Raw genomic sequence first — 25,397 nt, forward strand, 5'->3', positions numbered from 1 at the left:
CCGCTCAGAATAAGGTATTGAATTTAGTAACGATATGCGCTTTCGCTTCATTCTGAAATTGTTCAGGCGACAAGCCGGTATGCTGTTTGAAAAAGCGGCTGAAATACGGTCGGTCGGTGAAACCAAGGTCATACGAAATCTCCTTGATCGTATTTTCACTGTGGATAATCTGACGTTTCGCTTCCAGGATAATTCTGTCGTGAATTAACTGCATGCCCGTTTTGTCCAGTTTTTCTTTCAAAATCTGGTTTAGGCGTTTTGAACTTATCCCCAATTTTCCTGCATAAAAATCTGTGTTTCTCACCTGCTGATAATTCATTTCCAGCAATACCATAAATTCATAAACACGTTTCTGGTTAATATCCTGCACCGTGAAATTATGCTCTTTAATACGAACCAGTTGAAGCAAAAATACTTTCAACAATGCCTTAATAATCACCAGACTATTATTTTCCCGCTGATATTCTTCTTCCAGTAGTTGATAAACTTTCCCTAATTGCTCAGCCGTTTCATCACTGATTTGCAGACACGAAAATTCTCCCTGGATATTGAAAATCTTGAAAACATCCAGCAAAAATTCCTTCACATCATCATCCAGAATATCTCTTTTGAAGGATAATAAAATGCCTTTTTTACCAGCTTTGTTAAGCTGATGAACACGGTAAGGAGGAATCAGATATATCCAGTCTCCCTTCAATAATTCATCCCCTTTCACGGTATGAAGTGCGTTTTCGTTTTTCAGCCAGACAATTTCAAAGAATTCCTTTCTGCTTGGATCGTTAAGATAACTTGGTGGACAATTATCCAGATTTCTTATGTAAATCAGCGTTTTATTTAATTCAACGCTTAGCTTCGTTTCTTCCATTTTTTCAACTTTATTAAATTCCGGAATCATTCGTCACAAATGCTATATTCCGAATTAGACACCAAAATTAGCAAATTCTGCAATCGATTAATTATTCATTAGCAAATAGTCCAACATATCGCGCTGATAGTGTAACGTGTTCGCTATAACTCCCAGGTACCTTTGTGATCTTGATTTAGGGGATTTTCTTAATTAACAAGATTTCAATAAATATTTAGTGAGATAATGAGTTCAGCAGTGAATATTGATTTAGCGACTGATATCCAGGCGAATCTGGTGATGATTCTGGAAGAAAATCAGAAGCTGGCGGGTAAGATCGATTTTTATCAGGTTGCCAATATGATTCCCTTTATTCAAAATGCTGAACGGATTTTTATCGTCGGTGCAGGAAGGACAGGGTTGGCTTTAAAAGCTGCGGCGATGCGGTTAATGCATTTGGGTTTTACGGTTTTTGTCGTGGGTGAAACGACAACATCAGCAATCAAAAAAAACGATTTGCTCATCGCAGGTTCAGGTTCAGGAACAACCAGCAGTATTGTCAAAGCAGCCGAAAAGGCAGTTTCGGCAGATGCGCAAGTTATTACAATTTCAACCACAATGGAATCTCCATTGGCTAAGTTATCAAGCCATGTTGCCATTCTTCCGGCAGCTCAAAAGGAAGATCACGGCGGCAGTATTTCAAAACAATATGCAGGAAGTTTATTTGAACAATCTGTATTACTTCTTACTGACGCTTTGATCCAGACTTTATGGAAACTGGACGGAACACCGGCAGAAGAACTTTGGAAACGCCATGCCAACCTGGAATAGTATTACATTGAATACCAATAATTTACAATTAAATAAACAGTACAATCATGGTTAAATTACAAGTCGCAATAGACTTATTAACAACAGAAGACGCAATCGCATTAGCAACAAAAGTTGCTCCTTATATCGATATTATTGAATTGGGTACGCCTTTAATCAAAAGTGAAGGTTTGGCTGTGATTACAGCGATGAAAAAAGCATTTCCGGACAAACTGGTTTTCGCTGACTTTAAAACAGCTGATGCAGGTGAACTGGAAGCGGATATGGCTTTCGGTGCAGGCGCAGACTTGATCACCATCCTTGGCGCAACAGGTGACGCAACCATTATCGGCGCTGTTAAATCTGCTAAAAAACACGGAAAAGGTGTTGTAGTGGATACAATCGGCGTTTTGGATCGCGTAAAACGTGCTCAGGAAGTTATTGCTTTGGGTGTTGAATTTGTTGAATTACACGCAGGTCTTGATGAACAGGCTCAGCCAGGATATTCAATTCAGGTTTTGATTGATGAAGCTTCTCGTGCAGGTGTTCCGGTTTCAATCGCTGGTGGTGTTAAGTTGAGCAATATCGCTGCGGTGAAAGCTTCCGGCGTTAAAGTTGCGGTTGCAGGTGCTGCAATTTACGGCGCTGCCGATCCGGCTGCGGCTGCGAAAGAACTTCGTGAAGCATTGGACGCTTAGTATTTTTTTATAAAAAAGAGCTGTTTCCCCGCCGGAAACAGCTCTTTTGCGTTTAGGTGAATTTTATGATTTTCGTCAGTTTCAGTCAGCTAATCTTGCTAAATTGATCATTGCTAGTCCTTTTCTCTAACTTTGCGGCAGATTGAAAATATTGGTACAGTAAAAAATAATTCATGGAAGTTAAAGATGGTAATGGGAACCTGCTTGCAGAAGGCGATTCTGTAAAACTGGTTAAGGATTTGAAAGTCAAAGGTTCGTCAACAACTTTGAAAAGAGGAACGGTTGTAAAAAATATTCGTCTGACTGACGACGCGGAAGAAATTGAAGGCAAAGTAGAAAGAACTGTGATGGTTTTGAAAACGATGTTTGTACAGAAAATGTAGACAAAGAGTTAACTTTTTAGGAATGGATTCCTAAAAAGTTAACTCTTTTCAGGAATTCATTCCTAAAAAGTTGTATATTTAATTTTCTCTAGATATATGATTAAGCGAATTCTTGAAGATCATATTAAAGCAAAATTGTATGATGGTAGAGCCATCATACTTCTTGGCGCCCGTCAGGTTGGAAAAACAACTTTGTTAAACACCATATTTAACAACTCAGGTGATACGCTTTGGCTCAACGGAGACGAACCTGATGTTCAAGCTCTTTTCGAAAACACTACTTCTTCACGACTGAAAAGTATGATCGGTAATAATCGAAATATTATTATTGATGAAGCACAACGAATTTCAGACATCGGTTTGAAACTAAAATTGATAACTGATAATATCAAAGATATTCAGCTTATCGCAACCGGGAGCTCAGCTTTTGAATTGGCGAATAAGGTCAACGAACCTCTAACCGGTCGCAAATGGGAATATAAAATGTTTCCAATTTCTTTTGGTGAAATGGTCATGCAGCATGGTTTGCTTGAAGAAAAGCGACTGCTTCCCCACCGCCTTATCTATGGATATTATCCGGATATAATAAATCATACAGGCACCGAAAAAGAAGTTCTCAAACAGCTCACTGATAGTTATTTATATAAGGATATCTTAATGTGGGAAAATATCCAGAAACCGGACAGACTTCTTAAATTATTACAAGCGCTGGCATTTCAGGTTGGTTCGCAAGTATCTTATAATGAGTTGGGACAGATTTGCGGACTCGATAATAAAACGGTAGAAAAATACATCAATTTATTAGAACAGGTTTTTGTAATCTTCCGACTGGGCTCTTTTAATCGGAACCTTCGGAATGAACTTAAAAGCAGCAGAAAAATTTATTTTTACGATAACGGAATCCGTAATGCACTTATAGCCAATTTTAGCCAACCTGAACTAAGAACAGATATTGGCGCCTTATGGGAGAATTTTATTATTTCAGAGAGAATAAAATTTATAAACTACAACGGAATTTGGGCAAATTCTTACTATTGGCGTACAAAAGAGCAGGCTGAAATCGATTACATAGAAGATTCTGACGGCAAACTTAGCGCTTATGAATTCAAATGGAATCCAAATGCCAAGACTTCTTTTTCCAAAACCTTTTCAAATGCTTATCCAGATAGTGAATTTAAGGTAATCCATAAAGAAAATTTTGATGAATTCATTTTATGACGTTCAAATCAATTCATCAAAATTTTCTTCCTACTTCTTACCAAAAGAAAAATTCATCGTAGTACCAATCCGGAAAACGGTGTGTTTGTACTTGAATCCTTCAAAACTGTTAGCCACTTCAACACGGAATGGAAAGCGGATACCAACGTCCAGCGCATAACCCAATTCCCCGTAATTATTTGAATCCGGCGTTGCCAGATAATGTGCAAAGAAATTTTCCTTAATCCCAAGTATCCTGAACCAGGCGATTTGGGTTAGCAAAAACTTCCGTAATTCAGCCAATGCGTGTGCTTCCGCAAAACGTTTTGAAGTGCTGTAACGGTAATAATCCAGCATTCGGAAAGTACCGACCGGATCTCCATATTGGAAAAAAAACTGGTTTCCGGCAAAGTGCTGGAAGTCAGGAAACGGTACAGAATCATTATTTATAAACATACCCGCGGCGACTTTATAGCTTAGTTTGCTCCGAATACCGATATCAAATCCGTGTGCAATGCCAACCTTTACGAAATCAAAATCGACGTCGCTGCCAAATGCATTTTTAATTCCTTTCCGGTATGTGACGGAAAGTTTCGGAGAATCATCGTCATAAAAGGTTGTCTTTCCTTTTCGGATTTTATATTTCTGCCAGGGTTTGTAATCGGCCGATATGCCCAGAGTCAAAGCCTGATGTGGCTGCATGTTGACATTGGTTGTTTCAGACTGATGTGCCAATTCCGAATTAAATGGATCATTAGACGTAAAAGAACGTTTATCCCAATCAATCCAGCGGTATGGATTTGTTTTTTCCAGGTTAGAAAGTCCCTGGCGATCTGCGTATTCAATATTCGCTTTCAGCTCAAAATGATCATTTTGCTGATTGGTTTTAAAATCAAGACGAACGAAATTTTTCTCATAAATCTTGATAAAATTTCTTTCCAAAAACAGTGTTGTCAAACTGTTCAAAATCGGATGCATCGGATTATCAGGATTGTATTGGGAAACTGTTTTTCCGCCAGAAAAACTGATCAGATTTCGTTTCCAGGCATAATCTGCCCCACCGGTTCCAAACAACTTTTGTCTTCCAAAAGAATAACGGGTCAATCCACTGAACGTCCAGGTACCTTGTTGTCGGACCGTATTTCTTTTAATGCCGTTACTGGATATATTAATTTCATCCGAATTCTTTTTCGGTTGTGATCCTCTTCGATATCTCAATTTAAATCCACCACCATTCAAAACCCAGCCTTCAACGGTATTGACCTGCAAACCATAAATAGGGCTAACATATTCCAGTCTCCATGGACTTTTCTTGCCTAAACGGAATGTGTGACCCGTAAAAATATCACCAATAGAACTCCCAAATCCGCCCCCGCCGCTTTTCCTTTTTGTGGTATCCGCTTTGGAAACTTTCAGACTGTCACGCTGTTGCTGCGTTCCTTCTTTTATAATCACCAGACTATCAAGTCGCGTGTAACTTTTCACCTCTGCGACCGTCAACGGAACAGAGCGGATTGAATCCCAGAAAGCCATACTTCTACGATTGGCCATGGAATCAACCGAAGTCGAATCTTGTCTTGTAAAATTCAGATCGACATCCTCCCCTTTTTCCTCTTTCTTTTTAAGATCCTGCTTTTCATATTCCTTCATCATTTTTCTGAGGTTTTTCGCAGAGAATTCTTTCTGCTTGCTAACCACATCTTCCAGTTTCTGCGTTTTGATTTCACGGTTCGTAAGCCCAACTTTCTTCGCTTCATCCTTTTCTTTTTTCCCGTCAACGACAACAATATCAGCCTGAAAAGCAGGGTTAACTTTCAGTTTTGAAAAAGTCTGAGAAATCACCAGATCACCTTTTCCTTTGATACCATAAATCCCGCCGCTCACATGAAACTGCTGATTTGTAGGCATCCATACACCTTGAACCGGACTGTAAACCTGTTTTATTTCAATATTAAAACCCGTATTAACCGTTTGCAGATTAAGACTGTAAATGCTCCAAAGATTTTCGGTAATATAAATTGTTCCCTTATAAACACCTTCGCCATAAGAACGCGGTGTGACTTTTATCTTATTAATTTCAACCCCATTTTCACGAAAACTGCCTTCATACTCAAACCTGTAATACGTAAAAGCGCGTGGTGATAATGGCGAAACTGCTTTTACAACTTCCGGCTGGTAAAAACTCGTCAGGAAATATTGATTGGCACTTGCAAAATTATTATCCTGGCTATTTCTCGCCGCAATCACACGCTGTTTATATGAATTTGGCTGACGAAATGTTACTTCCGAGACACTTTCGTTTAAAATCGGAACACCTTTTTTGAAGTTGGATTCCTTTTCAATTTCTTTTAATTCCTTTTTATAGAGAAATTCCAGAGGAAGATCGGTGATTACGAAAGAGGACTTTGAATAAGCTTTGGCAGTATAACTTTCAACCTGTAAAAAATGATAGCGGCTTTTTGCAATCGCCCGGCGCATGATTGTATACGCAGGATCTTCGCCCTTATTTCCAATCCTGACTTCGCCCAGATTATAGGCTTGTTCTTCCATCGTCAGGTCAAAAGTTTCCATTTTATTTTCGATGGTAAATGACTTTTGACCGGTTTTGAAACCCAGATACTGGAAAATTACTTCGTAGTATCCAGGTTTTAAATCGAGCTGATATTTTCCTTCTTCGTTGGAAATTGTGCTTATTTCTGTTCCTTTCACAACGATTGCTGCAAATGGCAAAGGTTCACCTTTTGAAGTTTTAATGACGCCTTTTACACCCGTGCCGGTTTGCGCATGAACCTGACTAAATATTGTAAAAATTAAAAAAACAATCAGAATAGAGCGATTCAGCATAGGAGTAATTCATTATAGTTTTTCACGGCTTTTGAGAAGATGTTCCACTGAAAGAACAAGTTGCGTGAATATAAAAATAATTATGAAATTACTTTCTCCAAAACTTCGACAAGATCACTTTCTGTAAACGGTTTCCCAAGCAAATCATTCATTCCCATACGCAGATAATGAGAGCGGTCTTCGTCTGCCACATTGCCGGTATATCCAATGATAGGAATGCCGGATTTCAGAAGATTCTGATCATTTCGCACCAGTTTTGTCAGCTGTAATCCGTCCATTTTTGGCATTTGCACATCCGTAATAATCAAATCATAATCCGTTTTATTGAATAAATGATATGCCTCTTCCCCGTCCGATGCGAGGTCATAACGAATCGCATTTTTATCCATAATCCGACCCAGTAATAACAGATTAATTTTGATATCATCAACCATCAAAACCCGCTTATCTTTTAAAAGTTTACCGATTCCGATCAGGCCGCTCTTTTCCTCAACCTGTCCTTTTTCAACTGCCATATTTAATGGAATTTCAATTTTAAAAACCGAGCCCTTCCCCAGCTCACTTTGTACACTAATTGTTCCTTCAAAAAGATCAACAATTCTTTTACAGATCGGCAATCCCAAACCGGTACCTTGCTGCCTGTTTCGTTCATCTGAGGATTCTATTTGTGTAAAATCTTCAAAAATCAGTTTCAGGTTTTTATCTTCAATACCTACACCTGAATCTGTTACCGAAATTTTCAACATTCCCTGGTGATCCTTTATTTTATCAAACCTGGCACGAACATGCACTTCTCCTTTCTGCGGAGTAAATTTTATTGCGTTGGTAATAAGATTTATAATTACCTGTTTCAGGCGAAAATCATCACCGCTGAGCATTAAACTTTGGTCAATTTCAAATTGTTTGTGTAATTGAATTTCCTTATTTACGGCCAGTACAGATAACATTCCCGTCACGTTTTCAAGCATTTCAAGAGGATGAAACTTATGGTCGACAAGCTTTATTTTACCACTTTCAAATTTTGAGAAATCCAGAATTTCATTCACCAGCATAAGTAATACGTCAGATGAATTTTTAATCGCGTTGATTTTCATCTGCAAATCTTCCTTGGGTTTTGCAAAGTCAATCTGGCGCGAAAACCCTATGATTGAGTTTAAAGGCGTACGTATTTCATGGGATACATGTGACAGAAATTCACCTTTTTTCTTTGCCGACTCAACAGCCAGAATACTGTACTCAAGAATTGTCTTCTCGCTTTTGTATAACCTCAGAATGTTCCATAAAATCATCACGGTCAGTATCAGCACAATTGCTACATTTCCCCACCACAACTGATCTAGTTCCGTCATATTGTCGGATGTTTGTACCAATATGGAATTCCTTAAAGTTTCAACATCTTTGATTTCTTCCATTTTCAACACCTTTAAAGCCGATTGAAGATTAGAAAAAATACGATTATTGAGCACCAGCAATTCCAGTTCTGCCTTGTTAAGTTCTCGTCTGGCTTTTTCCAGAGAATGGTCGTTCACCGAAACACTTACCACCTCCTGTTTTCTTGGATGTATTGCAAGTGAATCCGCAAAAGTGGTTGTAGTTTTCAACGCGGCCACTTTAACTTCGCTGCTATCTTGGTTTTTATTTGAAACAGCCTCAACCAGCCTTCTCCAAAACTTTTTATTTTTCTTTCTCGGAACAATCGTGACAGAATCTGATTTAGCTATTTTGGTTGTTGTTTTGACAACATAAGGCTTCTTGACGGGTATTGTGACCGTAACTTCGGGTTGTTTTTGTTCAGGACGAAACAGCATTAAATCGTCAACCATTTTCTTTAAATGCACAAATTCCTCATCCTTAGTCTGCTTATTTTCAAGAAGTTGTGGAAGATATAAATTATTAAAAAACGATTGCTTCTTCTTTTCTTCCTGAAAATCACTTAGAATCGAAGAAACCGTATGCATCTGTTGGGTGTAACGATCCAGAAATCTTTTGTCCGAAGTGACTGCATAAAGCCGACTATTATTTTCAGCAACATATAAAACAGAAATACATGTATCGATTCTGCGGTAATTGTCATTACCGTTCCTGAGTACACGAATATTATTTTGAATAATTCCGGATTTTGAATTGGTAATCAGCGTTATAAATACAAAGGAGGCTAAAATTAAAATCAGGGTTATGGTCCAGGCAAAGGATTTCAGGGTAGCTGTTTTTATGTCACTTTTCATCGTTAAGCATGATCATTTACTCTAGTAAAGTTAAGGGTTAGTTTATCTTCTACAAGAAAAATCGATTTAGCGATTAATTATATAAATTATTCTACAAGGCTGAAAAACAGGACTTCTACCCGTAATTTAAAATTCCGCGAACCGACTTTGTTATAACACTGTTATCAAAAATCAGTCCAGAATCCAATTTTCCAAGAAATGAATAACAGAACTTACTTTTACCTTATACTTATTTTAGGCAGTTTAACCGCATTAGGACCTTTTTCGATTGACATGTATCTTCCGGGATTTCCGGCTATTGCAAAAGATTTACACACCACTGCTTCAAAAGTTTCTCTTTCATTATCAGGATTTTTTATTGGAATTTCTGCGGGGCAATTACTTTATGGGCCGTTACTGGATCGTTTTGGCAGAAAAAAACCATTGTTTATCGGACTCGCCGTTTACATTCTGGCATCTGTCGGTTGTGCGATGTCTACTACCATTGATATGCTCATTTTGTCGCGATTTGTACAAGCCATTGGAAGTTGCGCAGCCGCTGTTGCTTCTGTCGCGATGGTTCGTGATCTTTTTCCGGTAAAAGACAGCGCAAAAGTTTTTTCTTTGCTTTTGTTAGTAGTAGGCGCTTCTCCTATGATCGCCCCTACCGTTGGTGGATATGTTACGGCAGCTTTTGGCTGGCAGGCAGTATTTTTAATTTTAACAGGAATGGGCGTGGCGATTCTTGCAGCTTCGGTTTTATGGCTGCCAGACAGTTTTAAGCCAGATACCACACTTTCCTTAAAACCAAGGCCAATAATTCTAAATTTTCTTTCCGTAATCCGTGAGCCTCAGTTTTATACTTATTCGTTTACTGGCGCCATCGCTTTTGCCGGATTATTCGCATACGTATCCGGTTCTCCTCTGGTTTTTATGGAAGTATTTCATACGAATGAGAAAGTTTATGGTTGGATTTTCGCCTTCTTGTCAATAGGTTTTATCGGTTCCAGTCAGATAAATACCTTATTATTAAGAAAATACAAAAGTGAGCAGGTTATCAATATTGCTCTTGTTTTCATGGTTATGATCAGCCTTTCCATGCTGTTTGCTTCCTACAACGGCTTTCTGACGTTAACGCTTACCATTATACTTTTATTTCTTTTTCTGTGTTGCATCGGACTTACTTATCCAAATGCGGCCGCACTTTCACTGGCTCCGTTTTCAAAAAATGCAGGTAGCGCCTCCGCACTAATGGGCGCAATCCAAATGGGCATGGGTGCTGCGATTTCTGTTGTTGTAAGTTTGTTCGAAGAGCCGTCAACTTTCCCAATGACGCTCGCTATGGCAAGCTCATCTTCTCTGGCACTTTGTGTTTTTCTGATTGGTAAAAGAATGATAACAAGGCCGATTGAAGTGGAAGCGGGATTGGATGGTGGATTGATTCATTAAAAATTAATTCTAACGAAATCAATTACAGCTTAACCAGCAATTCTGATCGTTTCTCAAAACTTTGGAGTAAATTGAGTTGTATTTTGGAAACGGATATGATGTCAAATCAACTTCCAAAAACGATTCAAAATCCTTAATCACTTCAAACTAAAAAACAATGTTTAAAGTCACCGTTTTGTATCCCCGCGCCGCCGAAGATGATTTCAATCTGGCTTATTATCTGGATGTTCACACACCGATGCTTAAAGAATTGCTCAATCCCTGGGGATTGTTGAAAGTTGATGTAGAAGTAGGAATTGCCGGTGTTGCACCAGGTTCAGAGCCTGTTTATGCACTTATTTGTGGAATTCATTTCAGCGATCTTCAATCTTTACAAACGGGAATGGATGCAGAAGGACCAACGATCATTTCCGATATCTCCAATTTTACAAGTGTAACTCCGGTCATGCAGATCAGTCGGGTCGAATAGAAATTATTTTAGTGATAAAAGAATAGCCCGGAAGCTTTGAGCTAGCGGGCTATTTCATATAACTTCAATTCTGAAAAATTACACAAGTGAATTTTCATGTACCGGACAAACACTGGCCGTCATGATACGCTTTCCTGTTCCGCGTTGGAAAAAATAGTCCAGCCTTCCCAGATTAATTCCTGCAAATCCAACCTGATTAATGGTAGTAATTTTTCCATCCAGGTTTTTGATATCCTCGGGAGCCTTCATAAAAGTATGTGTATGACCGCCGATTACCAGATCAATATTTCTGGTCGATTGAGCCAAAATCTGATCCGATACTTTTTCTTCCTTGTATTTGTATCCCAAATGTGAAAGACAAATGACAAGATCACAATGCAGATCATTTTTCAACAAACTTGCTGTTGCATTGGCTTTTGCAATCGGATCCTGATAAATAATCTCTCCATAATTCTTTTTATCAACCAAACCTGCCAGCTCAATCCCCAAACCAAAAATACCAATTTTGAGACCTTGTTTTTTGAAGATTTCATATGGCTGGGTTCTGTCCTTTAATGCCGTATTCTGAAAATCATAATTACTGACAAGAAATGGGAAGTTGGCATGAGGCAATTGTTTTACAAATCCATCGATGCCATTGTCAAAATCATGATTTCCCATGGTCGCCGCGTCATAACCCATATCGCTCATGAGCTTCATTTCCAGTTCTCCACCAAATAAATTGAAATAAGGCGTTCCCTGGAAAACGTCTCCTGCATCAAGCAAAAGCACATTTTTTTGTTCAGCGCGAATTTTATTTATCAACGCAGCCCGTCTTGCCACGCCACCCATTCCCTGATTACGGGAACCGTCCATCGGAAAAGGTTCGATACGGCTGTGGACATCGTTGGTGTGCAAAATGGTCAGCTGCACCGTTTCATCCTTCGCAAAAGCTGCAAAAGGAGAAACACTTAATGCCAATAAAGCAGCAGCCGTACTACCACTTTTCAGAAAATCCCGGCGATTAGTTGTTGACAACAATTCTTCCATCTAATTGAGTATTTATGGTTTTTCCAGCACTTGTAAGACCGTTGATGTAATCAATTAACGCATCCCGCACCTTTTTATCAATATTTTTACGTTCTGTGGCTTCACTTAAAAATTCCAGACCTTCTGCCCCATTGGCCAGATAATCGTAAGTCAGCAAATTATAACTTTGCGTTATATCAAAAGGTTTTCCGGCAATCATTACGTCCGTCCCTTTTTTATCCTGGATGTTCATTCGAATTCCAGCAACCGGTTGTCCGCTTGATTTTGCGATAAAATCTATCACTTTTTGAACTGACGCTCCTGACAATTTCAAAACGACAAGTTCATTTTCAAACGGCATCAATTCAAAAACATTGGAAACCGTAATGTTTCCCTTTGGAAAACTGGTTCTCAATCCTCCTTTTGTTGATAAAGTAAACTGGATTGCCGGGTCTTTTTTCAATCCTTCTGTCAAAATTGCATCAGAGAAAAAATCGCCGATTAAAGTTTCCGGATCAGATGTTTTTGTCAATTCCTGATCAGTCTGACCTATAACACGGCTCATTTCCGCATCCATCTGTTTTTTGTATGGCAAATAATATCTGACCAGAGAAGAGTCAATACCCGCCGACTGATCAATAGCGTATTCTTTATATTGATTTCCTGAAACGGTAAAGTGGCGATTGCATGATGAAATGAGTATTGATCCAAAGATCAGACTTAAAGCAACGCGCCTGTAATTTTTTGATGAAAGCATAACGGGAACGGTCGGATTGAAGTACAAAAGTAACAGCAATTGTTCAGGTTATATTGATACAAATAAATTTGATAAAAAATTAATATAAACTTAACCAGGTCTTTAAAACAAAAAAGAAGTCTCCTTGTAAAAGAAGACTTCCCAATGCTAAATATGATCCGGATTATTTTACTTTACTCTTTATCAAAATATATTCAAGTTTATCCTTTTTTGCGAAAGCGGCTATCTGGGTATATTTTTCATAGTTGTCCCACCGCTTCACTTCGTCATTTTCAAAGGTTGGATTGGTATCACTTTTTAGACCAAGCAGTCCGAGAATAATGTGATTTTTGAAACTGTACTCCGAAAGATTATTAATTGTGATCCGGTCAGCGATTTCTTTGATGTAAATAATTTCTATTTTACCATCTCTGTAAACCACCTTTGGACATTTATCACAACCAGCGTCCGCATCCCGCCAGTAACTGTCAAGCTTACCTTTTCCCAAAATTGCTTCAACTTCCTTTTCACTTTTAAAAGCTACTTTGCTAAGATCGACTTCAACAATTGGTGCTAGCATTTCTTCTTCTTCATCCTTCAAAACAAAAAACTTAATGAAGATTGCAAGCGCGATTATTGCCAATCCGATAAATCTCCATTTCGCCCATTTTTTTCTGAAAGGAGTTTTTTCATTTTCCATGTATTCCCGGTTAAAGTGATTTTGATATTCTACTATAAAACATAGCAATATCATGCCACCGGATTCGGGATTGGTCTATCACATCACCAGATCGCCATAATACATTTCAATTAATTCGAGGACGTTTTTAACACCAAGTTTTTCAAAAACAATGGACTTATGCGTTCCAACGGTGGAGATTTTTATATTTAAATGGCTCGCAATAGCTGACACCGATTCTCCTTTGATCAGATAATCGACAATTTCTTTTTGTCTTTTGGATAGCTTATCATTCAGGGAATTGGGCGTGTCCGTTTTATTTTTGTGAGGAGAAATTTTTCGACGATGAACATTATTTAAAAAAGTCTCCTGGGCCATCGCTTCCAATAATTCCAGACATAAATATCTTTCATTATTCAACACTTTTGTAATGGCCCCAACTATTTCCTCAGCAGATGCATTCTGGGTAAGAAAGCCATTTGCTCCTGCTATCAAATAGCTTATAGCATGCGGATAATGCAGATTTTTCGCAAAAACTAAAATTCGTACTTTGGGAGAAAATTCCCGGATATCACCAATAAGTTCATCAAGCTGACCCAGATTTGATCCAAGTATAACCAGATTGAGATCGGAATTTTGTTTTACTGCGAGTAATGTCTCATCCAGTGAGCTGGTTTGTATTGGCTCTTCAACAATAAAACTTTCACTCGCTAATTCCAGCAGCCCCACTCTAACAATTGCATGACTGTCGGCAATCAATATTTTCCATTTATTCATACTCATTCACACTGGGGGCAGAACATCACCCGGATACTCTAAAATTTTATCAAAATAAATTCCTGTCATTCAACTGAATCAGCAGCAATTGAAATATTGTGTATTTACGATAAAATTAACTACATAGATTTAGGTAATTGAAGAAATAATGAAATATTGTTGCAAAAGATAAAAAACGCTCTCAAAACGCCAGTTTTGTATCATTATAAAATCTGATAGTTATAATTTTCAAACAGATTTATCTGGTAATCAAAGCTTAGAAATTAATCTTCGGAACCAATTTCAATAGAACTTATGTTAATTGAACTCACATGTTGAAAGGATATTTTCGGATCGGAAACAAGCTTTTTTCTACTTCAACGTTTTGTGATATAACGTATTCCCCGGTCCTCTTAGCTGAATCTTATATTAAATCATTTAAGTATTCGAGATGACAAAAGCACAGGTTGTAGTTTTAGTAATGGTTGTTGCGCTTAGCGTTTCCTTTGGCTTTCAAAAAATTAATCCACTTTTCGTTTCTTCTTCTTACCAGATTCAAAAAGATACAGTTTCCATAGATTCCGATTCGGTTGAAAAACCGGAATGGGCGATGTTGTATGATTCTCTTGATTTAAAAAAACAGGGACTTTCTGAAACCGCATTTTTATATGCCTGGTACGGATTTCACAAAATGAAACTTGACAAGCAGATCATGGCCATTGCTGATTTCAGCCAGTCGTCCTGCAAGAAAAGATTATATGTAATTGACCTGATCAAGAAAAAACTGATACTAAATACCTTCGTCGCGCACGGCAGAAATTCGGGACAGGAATATGCGAAAGAATTTTCCAATGATAATTCATCGTTCCAGTCAAGTCTTGGATTTTACAAAACATTGGGAACTTATCAGGGCAAACACGGACTTTCTCTTCGTTTGGAAGGACTGGAAAAAGGTATCAATGATCGCGCCTATGAACGTGCTATCGTCATGCACGGAGCGGATTATGTCAGCGAAGATTTTATAAAAAACACCGGTCGTTTGGGAAGAAGCCAGGGCTGCCCTGCCGTTTCAATTGCGGATAGCAAAAAGCTAATCCAGCTTTTATACGATGGAGCCGGCCTCTTTATTTATTCCCAAAACCCGCGTTATTTCAAATCTTCAGCTTTGTTATCCGGCATCAATATGATCAAAGAAAAAGGTCAGACTCTTGGCGCATCCCTTTTGTACACATCAGCAAAATAAAGAAGATCACCTTTTTCGTTACAGTCGGCTCCCAGGTATAAAAGGAAAACAGGAATACGTTTTTTCAATTTATGCCATTTTGGGGGGATTGATGTTGTATCCGGTTCCATCAAGGAATCATTATCCAGCAATTGTTCACCAGCCATAAAGTTGGCAAGTTCTGTCGGGTGTTGTACTCTCACACATCCGTGACTTCTCCATCTCTGGTCTGTATTGAAAAGATACCGGGCATTTGTATCGTGTAGATAAATGGCAAGCGGATTTTTAATTTCAACTTTCAATAATCCAAGCGAATTATCACCACCGGTTTCCTGGCGGAAGCGGTATGGAAATTCTTCCGGCGTCATAGATTCCCAGTCAATTTCTCCGGCATCTACAACCTGTCCTTTTTTATCAATTACCTCAATTTTATTTCTCGACAAATACTCTTCATCCTTCGCTGCTTTTGGGAAAATTTCTTTTATCGCGATACTTTTTGGTACGTTCCAGTATGGATGCGTAACAATGCTCGTAGCATAAGTATCAATTGTAGGCGTTTGTGTATCAAATTTTCCGGCAACAGTCCTCATGGTAATACCATCTTTTCCATCAGCATCCATTCCTGTTAAATAAGCACCACGGATATTAACCATCACCAAACGCGGTGCATCACCGGCTTGTCTGTGAATCCAGCGATATGCGTTGATCGATTCGGCAACCACAGCTGCACTATCCTTTTTATTTTCGCCGATCAGTCTTGTGTAATGACGTTTCAGGTTTTTATAAACCGGATATTCAGGTTCCAGTTTTTCCATCACTTTTTCAAGCGATTCACCTTTTACCAAAGCAATGGCTGCTTCTTTTAAAATAACCGTATCTGCTTTTACTTTTTTGTTGATATATCTTAATGAAGGCTGATGACCGTAACCGGTTTCTTCAAGCAACGCAAATACAGGCGCATCGGATTCTTTGAAAGCAAATTTTTCCGTTTTCACTCCCGCATTTCCTGCGTATTCCAGCAATGCAGTATATTTCTTTTCTTTACTTAATTCCTTCACCAGCTCTTGTGTTGTCATCTTTTCAACATCCTTTTTACAGGATTGCAGAACAACAAAGACAAGCAGAATCAGTACCGAAATGTATTTTGACCGGGATAAACCAGAAGATAATTGCATGAGTAGTAAAATAATAGTTCTGGTTAACTTAATAAAATTGTCGTGCTAGGTATCAGAAACGAATACTAGCATCTATAAAGTACTAAATAATACTATGTTAAATAATATAGTCTGTTTCTTCGTCTTCAATTTGAGGGAAATATGGGGAAATAAATGAACAGCAAATTTTCAATTTCAAATCTGTTGGTACGGAACGAAACTTCTTCAAACACGATTATTTAATCTATTACTCATCTCCTATTTTTGTGATTCTCACGAATCAATTGAAATGAAATCTTCAAAATATTACATCGCAGCACTTTCTTCATTTTCCATCTGGGGATTCTTCAGTTTTGCACTAAAAGCTTTACACAACTACGCCTCGCTGGATATTTTGTTTTACAGGGTTTTCTTTTGCGCAGTTCTGATGCTGGTTATCAGTCTGCTTTTCAGACAAAAAGTTTTGAAAGAAAATTATGCTTTTTTCAAATCGCTGAATCAGAAAAAGAAAAGAGAAATTGTCGTGGTGACTTTACTGGGAGGCTCGTTACTTACTGCGAACTGGTTCTTTTTTATCTATGCAATCAACCACATCAGCGTAAAAGCGGGATCATTGGCTTATCTGGTTTGTCCAATTCTGACGACGGTGCTGGCTTATTTTATTTTGCATGAAAAACTGAACCGCTGGCAATGGGCAGCCGTAGCGTTAAGTGCATTCAGTTGTTCCATATTGTCTATCGGCCATTTGACAGATCTTTTATACAGTCTCATCATTGCCACTTCCTATGCGCTTTATCTGGTAAGCCAAAAGAAAAGCACAGGATTTGATAAATTCCTGCTGCTTACTTTTCAAATTGTATTTTCGTCTTTACTTCTACTACCCTTTTATCCAGTTTATAGTGCCAACGTTCCCACTGAGATTTCATTTTACGTATTGATTGTAGTCATCGCTATTGTTTTTACCATTGCTCCGCTGTTTTTGAATCTGTATGCTTTGCAGGGCGTCAATTCTTCAACCATGGGCATTCTGCTTTATATCAATCCGCTGATCGGTTTTATAATAGCAGTATTCTATTTCAAAGAAGAAATTACGGGATTGCAACTGGTCGCTTATAGTCTGATTCTGGCAGCAATTGTGATCTTTAACAAGAACTATATTTTCAAAAGTAAGAAGGAACTTTCCGCACTTTAAAATTTTAAATTTATTTTCGATTATAGGGGTATAAGCAGTTACAAATCACATCTTTATCTCAAACCGTCATTTTTGTATTTGCCGTCAAAAAGTAATAGTGATTAGTGCCTGATTTTAGAGTTTGTGAATTGCAACTAAATAATCCTCTATATGAAAACTTTGCTGTTTGTACTATTGCTATCGGCTCCTGCCAGTGATCTTGTTTCTCAAACGATGCCTCCCGGTTCAGGAAAGGAAAACAAAGAAGGAATTCGGGTTTCTCCGAAAGGAATTTACCAGTTTGAAGAATTTAAGGACGGCAAGGTTTATTTCAAAAATGGAAAACATACGCGGGTAAAACTGAATTATAACTATCTGCACGGTGAAGTTGAATATATTGCCGCAAGCCGCGATACCTTGCTGATCACCAACAAAGAATTCATCGACCATATTTCTATTGGCGAAAATATTTTTTATAGCCGGCTTAAAAAGGGAGAAATGGAAGTTGTTGGAAATTTCAATAATGTGCTCCTGGCAAAAAAGAAATACCTGGCAGTAAAAGGAAGTTCCGCGAATATGTCGGAAAGAAAACTGACGGCTACCAGCGAAAGTGCAATCCCAACTTCTCTCTTGATCAATAATCTCAACGGAGAATTTCAGTGGCAAAATAATGCATCACGCCCGGATTATAAATACAAAACTACCTATTACCTGATTGATCAAAATCGCAATTTTCATCCGGCCAGAAGGTCCGGTTTTTCAAAAATCTATGCAAAACAGCAGGATGTGCTATCAGAATTTCTTCGGAAAAATGAAATTGATTTTGATAATGAAGATCAGCTGAAACAGCTTCTGAAATTTTGCAGTGAAATATAATTGGTGGTTCTATTTTGATAAAAATGAAAAAGGGATGTCATTGCCGACATCCCTTTTTCATTGAGATATTCTGATACTAGATTTCTCTGATCCAGATATTACGGAAACTTGTTGTGTTGTTGTGATCCTGCAATCTGATCGGGCCTGGTCCGTGAGGCGTGATCATCGGTTGTCCAATGTAAGGCGTGGTCCCTTGAATTGCTGTATGGTTTTGAACCAAAACACCGTTCAAAAGAACTGTGATATATGGAGGAATTGTCATTTGTCCATCTTTGTTGAAATGCGGAGCAGTATAAACGATGTCGTAAGTCTGCCATTCGCCAGGTCCAACAACCGGGTTTACCAACGGCATTGTTTGTTTGTAAATAGAACCAGCCTGTCCGTTTACATACGTTGGGTTATTGTAGCTGTCAAGTACCTGAAGCTCATAAATTCCCTGCATAAAAATACCGCTGTTTCCACGTCCCTGGCTGCTTCCCTCCACTTTTGCAGGAGTACGCCATTCGATATGAAGCTGATAATCTGAGAAACTTTGTTTGGTAACGATATCACCTTTTTTAGGTGCACAAGTTAACGCGCCGTCAGCAACTGTCCATGGTGCAGGCCCGCCGCCTTCATTGCCTGAAACCCATTGATCAAGATTTTTACCATCAAATAAAACAATTGCATCCGAAGGTGCTGAAAAACCATAACCGGTTGGGGCAGCTTTTCCAGGTGTTACAATGCGAGGAACCGGAGTCCATAATTCGCTAGATTCAGGAGTTTGTTTCGAGGGCTGTAATTGTGCATACGATGCGGCTGTTGTTAACAGACCAGCCACAATCATTGTAATTTTTTTCATAGATTATCAATCGATTTTTATTTGGGATTATAAGATTTAAAAAGAACTGATTTACTCATGTTTTTTAGTCCGCAGGTCAATTCCTTACCTTTGGATGTCTGTAAAAACGTGAATTTCGATCAGAGATTTCAAATTTACGCGTCTTAAATTGCATAATAAGCATAAATATTAAAAATATAAATTGCTGATGTGTTTGCTAAATCGATTTATATCTACTTTTAACTAAAAGTTAAACGCTGACCTTCAAGTTTATGCCTTTATTTTCTATCAATACAAATAGTAAAATGACCCTGACAAAGCTTTTTTCCACCGCCTTTTTTCTTGCTTCACTTAGTTCTTTTGCCCAAAAAGGAACAGAAAATTTTGTCCCTTATGCACATCCACTGGTTGGAACGGCCAAAATGGGACACACCTATCCAGGCGCAACGGTTCCTTTCGGAATGGTTCAGTTGAGTCCGGATACCGATACATTGCCATATGGTGTCAACGGAAAATACAATGCCGATGTTTACAGATTCTGCGCGGGTTATCAATACGACAGCAAAACAATCACAGGTTTCAGTCACACGCATTTCAGCGGAACCGGACATTCGGATCTTGGAGATTTCCTGATTATGCCAACAACGGGAAAACTGCAATTAAATCCCGGAACGGAAGATAAACCGGAAAGCGGCTACCGTTCAGCTTTTTCTCACAAAAACGAAACCTCGGAACCCGCTTATTATAAAGTAAAACTCGACGACCATAATATCACGGCAGAATTAACGACCAGCAACCGTGTTGGGATGCATCAGTATACTTTTCCAAAATCGGATGAGGCGCACGTGATTCTGGATTTAATGGCCGGACTGTATCAATATGACAATAAAAATGTCTGGACTTTTGTACGCGTTGAAAATGATACTTTAATCACCGGATTTCGTCAGACAAACGGTTGGGCTAGGACACGGATCGTTTATTTCGCGATGACTTTCAGTAAACCGTTTAAAAATTACGGTACCAGAATTGACGATAAAAATGTCTATAAAGGTTTCTGGGGAAAGTTCGATCAGGCGCATAATTTCCCGGAAGTGGCTGGAAAAAACCTGAAAATGTATTTTGATTTTCAAACAGCGGAAAACGAAAAGATCAAGATCAAATTTGCCATTTCTCCGGTAAGTACCGAAGGTGCATTGGCGAATATGAAAGCTGAAATTCCGCATTGGGATTTTGACCGTGTCAAACAGGAAGGACAAGCGCTTTGGAACAAAGAATTCAATAAAGTTGCGATCAAAGCGATTAATGAAGATGACAAAGTGAACTTCTACACTGCGATGTATCATTCGTTTTTAGGACCTACCACTTATATGGACGTTGACGGATCTTACAAAGGGATTGATCAAATTGTTCACAAAACGGATAGTTTTACAAATTATACAAGTTTCTCACTTTGGGACACTTACAGAACTTTGCATCCGCTTTTCAACGTTTTGCAGCCAGCCAGAAATGCAGATATGATCAAATCCATGCTGGCGCATTATAACCAAAGTGTGCATAAAATGCTGCCGGTATGGTCGCATTATGGAAATGAAAACTGGTGTATGATCGGCTATCATTCTGTGCCGGTTATTGCGGACGCGGTAATCAAAGGGAATGCTAATTTTGATGTTAACAAAGCGCTGGATGCCTGCGTGACAACAGCCAGAAATAAATATTACGACGGACTGAATTACTACATGGAAAAAGGTTTTGTGCCGGATGACAAAAATTCGTCTTCCGTTTCAAAAACTTTGGAATATGCATATGACGACTGGTGTATCGCGCAAATGGCGAAGAAATTGAACCGTTCTGACATTTATGATGAGTTTATCAAACGTGCTGCTAACTACAAAAATGTTTATGACGCATCCATCGGTTTTATGCGCCCAAAATTGGATGATGGTTCCTGGAGAAAAAACTTTGATCCGCTTGATACGCACGGACAAGGTTTTATTGAGGGAAATTCCTGGAATTACAGTTTGTACGTACCACAGGCACCGACTGATATGATCGAGTTGATGGGTGGAAAAAAACGTTTCACAACCCATCTGGACTCACTTTTCAGCATGAATTTGCCGGATAAATATTTTGAAAATACTGAAGATATATCCCGCGACGGAATCATTGGTAATTATGTTCACGGAAATGAGCCTTCACACCACGTAGCTTATTTGTACAACTGGCTGGATCAACCATGGAAAACGGAGGAAAAAACACGGATGATCCTGAAAGCGATGTACAAATCTTCTGTTGATGGATTAGGTGGAAATGATGATTTCGGACAAATGAGCGCCTGGTTTATTTTCAGCTCACTGGGTTTTTATCCGGTAGCACCAGGTTCAGATCAATATATTTTTACCAGTCCAACGGTACAAAATGCAAAGCTTAATCTTGAAAACGGTAAGACTTTTGAAATCGATGTAAAAGACCAGAGCGATAAAAATGTGTATATTCAGAAAATTGAACTGAACGGTAAAGTTCTGACCCGCAATTACATTACGCATGCAGAAATCATGGACGGAGGCAGGATCAATTTCGTTATGGGTGCCAAACCGAACAAGAAAAGAGTGGCGGCAGAATCAGTTAAGAAATGATTCCGTATATTGCTTTCTGAATTTTTTGTATAAAATATAGGAGTAAAAATTCATTGAGAACCCCGTTTTCAGTGAATTTTTATTTTAGTCAAATTAACGTCCGCCTTTAATAAAAATGAGTAAAAAACTTTCCATACGGGATATCGGAAAAGAATTAGGAATATCAATCACGACTGTTTCTTTCATTTTAAACGGTAAGGCCAAGGAAAAACGAATCAGTGAGGCACTTACAGAAAAGGTTTTGAAATTTGTCGAAGAGGTGAATTTCAAACCCAATATGATGGCTCAGGGATTACGGACGGGCAAATCCAAAATCATCTGTCTGATGGTGGAAGATATTTCCAATAACCTTCTTTTTGCCCAGGTTGCAAGATTGATTGAGGAGGAAGCGCATAGTAAAGGTTACCGCATTATTTATTGCAGCACGGATAACAAAACAGAAAAAGCCATAGAACTCATCCGCCTTTTTCGTGATCGCTCCATTGACGGATTTATTATCACACCTCCGGAAGGAATTGAAGATGAAATCCAATCGCTTATTGATGAGGATATTCCCGTTGTTCTGATTGACAGAAATCTTCCAAAACTGAAATGTAATTATGTTGGTATTGAAAACCTGAACAGCAGCTACCAGGCAATTAACCACTTAATCACGAACGGCTTTAATAATATTGCTTTTGTATCAATTGAATCTGATCAGATGCAAATGGTCGACCGGCAGGGTGGCTATGATAAAGCAGTCTCAGGTGCGGGTTTGAAATCATTCGTCAAAAAACTCAATTTTTATAACAGTCCGGAACAAAACGTAAGCGAAATTGCTTCATTTCTTACTGATAACAAGGAAATTGACGCAGTTTTCTTTTCAACCAATTACATCGGTGTCTGGGGTTTACAGGCAATTAAAAGTCTGAAACTGAATATCCCAAACGATATTGCCGTCGTATCCTTTGATGATCACGACTTGTTTAAATTTTATAGTCCGTCTATCACCGTTATAGCCCAACCCGTTCCGGAGCTGTCAACGCATATTATCAGACTTATGCTGAATGCTTTGAAAGAAAAAGATACCAATATTCATGAAATTATTCTTCCTGCACAGCTGATTATCAGGGATTCTTCAACAAAAGCGGTTTCCTGAAATCATATTAATAATATGTAAATAATAAAGCCACTATTGAAAAATTATTAATATCTAAGTAAGTTTACTAAACCGATTTAGTTTTGTGCGTTAAAATTCACTCCCCGATTACACTGAAAAATACCCAAATCATCAAGATATAATTATTCCTTACGTTTAGCTTTTTCCGGCAGATCCAGCAGCGGTTCATCAACAAACCGCAGGCTGGATCTGTCAATATTCAGACTAGTCGTATTTTGATTTTAAGAAGTATTCAGATTGATAATAATTCAACCTGAAACTTTTCTTGTGTATTATGGAATAGTGTGTTAAAATGGTTGATAAATGTTTTTTCGGCAGAAAAGAAATGTGATTTTCCCGATTCTTATATCGTAATTTGTACCTCTTTTTATCTATAAACCTATTAAGCTTACTTTTTGTATGTTTAAACCTAACAGTTTCTTTTTACAACTTTTCGCCTGGGGTCTGGGAGTGATAGCCGTGCAATCCGCTTTTGCACAGGAGGCTATACCTCTGAACGATCTTAGCGCATTTACGAACAAAGCCGGCAATTGGAAAATTGTGGGCGACGCCTCTGTTGATATTTCCAAAGTCAATGTTTTGAATACCAAACCTGGTAAAGGAGTTTTAGCTTCCATTCACGAAAAAGGAAAATACGGCCAGGAATATGAATTGATATCAAATTTCAAACATGGAGATTTAGATATTGAAATGGATTTTATGTTGACAAAAGAATCCAATTCCGGTATTTATCTTCAAGGCAATTATGAAGTTCAGCTTTTTGATAGTTGGGGTAAAAAAACAGCCAAGTATAATGACAATGGTGGAATTTACGAACGCTGGAATGATTCCAAACCGGAAGGCGAAAAAGGTTACGAAGGATATGCTCCTCGTTTTAATGTAGCCAAAGCTCCTGGTTTGTGGCAAAATATTAAAATTTCTTACCAGGCTCCGCGTTTCGATGTGAGCGGAAAGAAAATCTCAAACGCTGTGTTCCTGAAAATAATTCTGAATGGCGTTCTTATCCATGAAAATGTAGCAGTAAGCGGCCCGACACGTGGTTCTCTTACAGCAGAAGATGTTGCGATGGGCCCTATCCGTATCCAGGGTGACCATGGTTCTTTGGCGATCAAAAACATTGTGATCAATAATTTTGACAAAAAGCCGGGAACGTTATCAGACCTTACATACAAAACTTACTACGGAAATCTGTCTGAAAAAGAAGATTTATCAAAACAAAAAGTAGCTGAATCAGGCAAGACAGACGCGCTTACCTGGGAAATTTTGAAAGAAGCGAATAACTATTCTTTCGTTTATAATGGTAAATATAACGCTCCAACTGCCGGTGAGTACAATTTCAGGTTACAGGCAGCAGGCAATTCTTATTTGAAAATTGACGGTAAAAATGTGCTGCCATTGGAAGGAAGAGACAATAACAGTTTCCGCCAGGCAAAAACTACATTAGCTGCCGGCGATCACACCATTGAACTTTTCAACAACAAAACAGAAGGCTGGATGAAACCAGTCCTTGGACTTTGGGTTTCTGGTCCTGGTTTCAGAGAAACTTCTTTGAATACTTTGAGCTCCGGCGCAACAGGCGGTGGTGTTGATCCAATTCTTGTTACTGCTCCTACCAACACAGTTATGCGCAGTTTTATGGATTTCAAAAAAACGCCGACAGCGAAGAACATCCGTATCGTACACGCAGTTTCGGTAGGAAGTCCTTCAAACCTGCATTACACCTATGACCTGGAAAAAGGTGCAGTTTTGCAGGTTTGGCGTGGAGAATTCCTTGACGCAACGCCAATGTGGCATGACCGTGGTGATGGATCTTCCCGTCCACGTGGCAGCGTTACGCTTTTAGGAAATGATATGTTGCTTGGTAAAATTAACGGACAATCTGCCTGGGTTGCGGATACAACCGGAAGCGGTTACCGTCCAAAAGGATATTCATTGGATGATACAGACGCTCCTACTTTCAATTATATCGCTTTCGGCTCACCGGTTTCTGATCATCTTTCAGTTGTTAACGATCAATATTTTGAACGTGAAGTGAAAGTTACAAATCCTGCAAAAGATCTTGTAGCGAAACTGGCAGAAGGTACTTCTATTGAAAAAGTTTCGGAAGGACTTTATGCGGTGAACAACAAATCGTACTTTATCCAGATCACTGACAAAACGGTGAAACCTGAGATCAGAACTGTCAATGGAAACCAGGAACTGATCGTTCCGGTGAAAAATGGTGATCTGAAATACGCCATATTATTCTAAACTCAAAGTAATCAAAGCTATAAGCTGATAATAAC

The 25,397-nt window shown here is 38.6% G+C and carries 21 protein-coding genes; 12 read left to right on the forward strand and 9 right to left on the reverse strand.

Annotated elements, in window-relative coordinates:
* Positions 1-4 precede the first annotated feature (4 nt).
* Positions 5-865, reverse strand: coding sequence for a helix-turn-helix domain-containing protein (locus IEE83_RS25000; RefSeq protein ID WP_137339213.1), 861 nt, complete (start codon positions 863-865; stop codon positions 5-7).
* Between the two features lie 225 nt (positions 866-1,090).
* Here IEE83_RS25000 and hxlB point away from each other — a divergent pair, with 225 nt between their 5' ends.
* The 4 genes from hxlB to IEE83_RS25020 all read left to right on the forward strand — a co-directional run bounded on the left by hxlB (position 1,091) and on the right by IEE83_RS25020 (position 3,953).
* Complete coding sequence (gene hxlB / locus IEE83_RS25005) at positions 1,091-1,675, forward strand: 6-phospho-3-hexuloisomerase (protein WP_194123190.1); 585 nt, start codon at positions 1,091-1,093, stop codon at positions 1,673-1,675.
* A gap of 47 nt (positions 1,676-1,722) precedes the next feature.
* Positions 1,723-2,352: a 3-hexulose-6-phosphate synthase gene (hxlA, locus tag IEE83_RS25010; RefSeq protein WP_137339215.1), complete on the forward strand. Its 630-nt coding sequence runs from the start codon at positions 1,723-1,725 to the stop codon at positions 2,350-2,352.
* A 173-nt stretch (positions 2,353-2,525) separates the two neighbouring features.
* Entirely contained in the window at positions 2,526-2,735 is a 210-nt protein-coding gene (locus tag IEE83_RS25015) for an alkylphosphonate utilization protein (protein WP_194123191.1), read from the forward strand.
* A 96-nt stretch (positions 2,736-2,831) separates the two neighbouring features.
* Positions 2,832-3,953, forward strand: coding sequence for an ATP-binding protein (locus tag IEE83_RS25020; RefSeq protein WP_194123192.1), 1,122 nt, complete (start codon positions 2,832-2,834; stop codon positions 3,951-3,953).
* Positions 3,954-3,983: 30 nt separating this feature from the next.
* Here the strand turns inward: IEE83_RS25020 and IEE83_RS25025 are convergent, their stop codons facing one another.
* A complete protein-coding gene (locus IEE83_RS25025) occupies positions 3,984-6,776 on the reverse strand; it encodes a DUF5686 and carboxypeptidase regulatory-like domain-containing protein (RefSeq protein WP_194123193.1) in 2,793 nt (930 codons plus the stop codon).
* A gap of 80 nt (positions 6,777-6,856) precedes the next feature.
* Positions 6,857-9,001 carry an ATP-binding response regulator gene (locus IEE83_RS25030; protein WP_194123194.1) on the reverse strand — a complete coding sequence of 715 codons (2,145 nt, stop codon included), beginning with the start codon at positions 8,999-9,001 and terminating at the stop codon, positions 6,857-6,859.
* Positions 9,002-9,199: 198 nt separating this feature from the next.
* Between IEE83_RS25030 and IEE83_RS25035 the strand changes: the two genes are divergently transcribed.
* Together IEE83_RS25035 and IEE83_RS25040 are read left to right on the forward strand one after the other, a co-directional pair.
* Entirely contained in the window at positions 9,200-10,429 is a 1,230-nt protein-coding gene (locus IEE83_RS25035) for a multidrug effflux MFS transporter (protein WP_194123195.1), read from the forward strand.
* Between the two features lie 157 nt (positions 10,430-10,586).
* The gene (locus tag IEE83_RS25040) at positions 10,587-10,898 is read left to right on the forward strand and encodes an EthD family reductase (RefSeq protein ID WP_194123196.1); all 312 of its coding nucleotides are present in this window, start codon (positions 10,587-10,589) and stop codon (positions 10,896-10,898) included.
* A gap of 78 nt (positions 10,899-10,976) precedes the next feature.
* On the opposite strand, the gene IEE83_RS25045 is transcribed toward IEE83_RS25040, so the two are convergent.
* The 4 genes from IEE83_RS25045 to IEE83_RS25060 form a co-directional block, all read right to left on the reverse strand.
* Complete coding sequence (locus tag IEE83_RS25045) at positions 10,977-11,927, reverse strand: bifunctional metallophosphatase/5'-nucleotidase (protein ID WP_194123197.1); 951 nt, start codon at positions 11,925-11,927, stop codon at positions 10,977-10,979.
* Complete coding sequence (locus IEE83_RS25050; protein ID WP_194123198.1) at positions 11,902-12,663, reverse strand: 5'-nucleotidase C-terminal domain-containing protein; 762 nt, start codon at positions 12,661-12,663, stop codon at positions 11,902-11,904. Before IEE83_RS25050 ends, IEE83_RS25045 begins: the two co-directional genes overlap by 26 nt.
* A 163-nt stretch (positions 12,664-12,826) precedes the next feature.
* On the reverse strand, positions 12,827-13,342 hold the full coding sequence (locus IEE83_RS25055) for a hypothetical protein (RefSeq protein WP_194123199.1): 516 nt from the start codon (positions 13,340-13,342) through the stop codon (positions 12,827-12,829).
* A 78-nt stretch (positions 13,343-13,420) separates the two neighbouring features.
* Positions 13,421-14,098 (reverse strand): LuxR C-terminal-related transcriptional regulator, encoded by a 678-nt coding sequence (locus tag IEE83_RS25060; RefSeq protein ID WP_228101967.1) that lies wholly within the window; start codon positions 14,096-14,098, stop codon positions 13,421-13,423.
* Positions 14,099-14,528: 430 nt separating this feature from the next.
* Between IEE83_RS25060 and IEE83_RS25065 the strand changes: the two genes are divergently transcribed.
* The gene (locus IEE83_RS25065; RefSeq protein ID WP_194123201.1) at positions 14,529-15,320 is read left to right on the forward strand and encodes a murein L,D-transpeptidase catalytic domain family protein; all 792 of its coding nucleotides are present in this window, start codon (positions 14,529-14,531) and stop codon (positions 15,318-15,320) included.
* Here IEE83_RS25065 and IEE83_RS25070 read toward each other — a convergent pair.
* Positions 15,278-16,474 (reverse strand): L,D-transpeptidase family protein, encoded by a 1,197-nt coding sequence (locus IEE83_RS25070; RefSeq protein WP_194123202.1) that lies wholly within the window; start codon positions 16,472-16,474, stop codon positions 15,278-15,280. The genes IEE83_RS25065 and IEE83_RS25070 overlap by 43 nt on opposite strands.
* Before the next feature lie 268 nt (positions 16,475-16,742).
* On the opposite strand from IEE83_RS25070, the gene IEE83_RS25075 reads away from it, so the two are divergent.
* Positions 16,743-17,645 (forward strand): EamA family transporter, encoded by a 903-nt coding sequence (locus IEE83_RS25075; protein ID WP_194123203.1) that lies wholly within the window; start codon positions 16,743-16,745, stop codon positions 17,643-17,645.
* Positions 17,646-17,795: 150 nt separating this feature from the next.
* Positions 17,796-18,500, forward strand: a complete 705-nt coding sequence (locus IEE83_RS25080; protein WP_194123204.1) for a hypothetical protein — start codon at positions 17,796-17,798, stop codon at positions 18,498-18,500.
* A gap of 76 nt (positions 18,501-18,576) precedes the next feature.
* On the opposite strand, the gene IEE83_RS25085 is transcribed toward IEE83_RS25080, so the two are convergent.
* The gene (locus IEE83_RS25085; protein WP_194123205.1) at positions 18,577-19,341 is read right to left on the reverse strand and encodes a 3-keto-disaccharide hydrolase; all 765 of its coding nucleotides are present in this window, start codon (positions 19,339-19,341) and stop codon (positions 18,577-18,579) included.
* A gap of 251 nt (positions 19,342-19,592) precedes the next feature.
* Between IEE83_RS25085 and IEE83_RS25090 the strand changes: the two genes are divergently transcribed.
* The 3 genes from IEE83_RS25090 to IEE83_RS25100 all read left to right on the forward strand — a co-directional run bounded on the left by IEE83_RS25090 (position 19,593) and on the right by IEE83_RS25100 (position 25,362).
* Entirely contained in the window at positions 19,593-21,953 is a 2,361-nt protein-coding gene (locus IEE83_RS25090; protein WP_228101968.1) for a GH92 family glycosyl hydrolase, read from the forward strand.
* A gap of 115 nt (positions 21,954-22,068) precedes the next feature.
* Complete coding sequence (locus tag IEE83_RS25095; RefSeq protein WP_194123206.1) at positions 22,069-23,091, forward strand: LacI family DNA-binding transcriptional regulator; 1,023 nt, start codon at positions 22,069-22,071, stop codon at positions 23,089-23,091.
* Positions 23,092-23,511: 420 nt separating this feature from the next.
* Positions 23,512-25,362 (forward strand): 3-keto-alpha-glucoside-1,2-lyase-like domain-containing protein, encoded by a 1,851-nt coding sequence (locus IEE83_RS25100; protein ID WP_228101969.1) that lies wholly within the window; start codon positions 23,512-23,514, stop codon positions 25,360-25,362.
* Positions 25,363-25,397: the final 35 nt, after the last annotated feature.

The organism is Dyadobacter subterraneus, from assembly GCF_015221875.1.
In the GTDB taxonomy this organism is placed as follows: Bacteria; Bacteroidota; Bacteroidia; order Cytophagales; family Spirosomataceae; genus Dyadobacter; species Dyadobacter subterraneus.

Bases quoted from the DNA above. Each gene is read 5' to 3' on its own strand.
- IEE83_RS25060 (WP_228101967.1), bottom strand. From the start codon at position 14,098: ATGAATAAATGGAAAATATTGATTGCCGACAGTCATGCAATTGTTAGA.
- IEE83_RS25040 (WP_194123196.1), top strand. From the start codon at position 10,587: ATGTTTAAAGTCACCGTTTTGTATCCCCGCGCCGCCGAAGATGATTTC.
- IEE83_RS25100 (WP_228101969.1), top strand. From the start codon at position 23,512: ATGTTTAAACCTAACAGTTTCTTTTTACAACTTTTCGCCTGGGGTCTG.
- IEE83_RS25045 (WP_194123197.1), bottom strand. From the start codon at position 11,927: ATGGAAGAATTGTTGTCAACAACTAATCGCCGGGATTTTCTGAAAAGT.
- hxlB (WP_194123190.1), top strand. From the start codon at position 1,091: ATGAGTTCAGCAGTGAATATTGATTTAGCGACTGATATCCAGGCGAAT.
- IEE83_RS25095 (WP_194123206.1), top strand. From the start codon at position 22,069: ATGAGTAAAAAACTTTCCATACGGGATATCGGAAAAGAATTAGGAATA.
- IEE83_RS25015 (WP_194123191.1), top strand. From the start codon at position 2,526: ATGGAAGTTAAAGATGGTAATGGGAACCTGCTTGCAGAAGGCGATTCT.
- IEE83_RS25000 (WP_137339213.1), bottom strand. From the start codon at position 865: ATGGAAGAAACGAAGCTAAGCGTTGAATTAAATAAAACGCTGATTTAC.
- IEE83_RS25080 (WP_194123204.1), top strand. From the start codon at position 17,796: ATGAAAACTTTGCTGTTTGTACTATTGCTATCGGCTCCTGCCAGTGAT.
- IEE83_RS25020 (WP_194123192.1), top strand. From the start codon at position 2,832: ATGATTAAGCGAATTCTTGAAGATCATATTAAAGCAAAATTGTATGAT.
- IEE83_RS25075 (WP_194123203.1), top strand. From the start codon at position 16,743: ATGAAATCTTCAAAATATTACATCGCAGCACTTTCTTCATTTTCCATC.
- IEE83_RS25070 (WP_194123202.1), bottom strand. From the start codon at position 16,474: ATGCAATTATCTTCTGGTTTATCCCGGTCAAAATACATTTCGGTACTG.
- IEE83_RS25050 (WP_194123198.1), bottom strand. From the start codon at position 12,663: ATGCTTTCATCAAAAAATTACAGGCGCGTTGCTTTAAGTCTGATCTTT.
- IEE83_RS25035 (WP_194123195.1), top strand. From the start codon at position 9,200: ATGAATAACAGAACTTACTTTTACCTTATACTTATTTTAGGCAGTTTA.
- hxlA (WP_137339215.1), top strand. From the start codon at position 1,723: ATGGTTAAATTACAAGTCGCAATAGACTTATTAACAACAGAAGACGCA.
- IEE83_RS25065 (WP_194123201.1), top strand. From the start codon at position 14,529: ATGACAAAAGCACAGGTTGTAGTTTTAGTAATGGTTGTTGCGCTTAGC.
- IEE83_RS25090 (WP_228101968.1), top strand. From the start codon at position 19,593: ATGCCTTTATTTTCTATCAATACAAATAGTAAAATGACCCTGACAAAG.
- IEE83_RS25055 (WP_194123199.1), bottom strand. From the start codon at position 13,342: ATGGAAAATGAAAAAACTCCTTTCAGAAAAAAATGGGCGAAATGGAGA.
- IEE83_RS25025 (WP_194123193.1), bottom strand. From the start codon at position 6,776: ATGCTGAATCGCTCTATTCTGATTGTTTTTTTAATTTTTACAATATTT.
- IEE83_RS25085 (WP_194123205.1), bottom strand. From the start codon at position 19,341: ATGAAAAAAATTACAATGATTGTGGCTGGTCTGTTAACAACAGCCGCA.
- IEE83_RS25030 (WP_194123194.1), bottom strand. From the start codon at position 9,001: ATGAAAAGTGACATAAAAACAGCTACCCTGAAATCCTTTGCCTGGACC.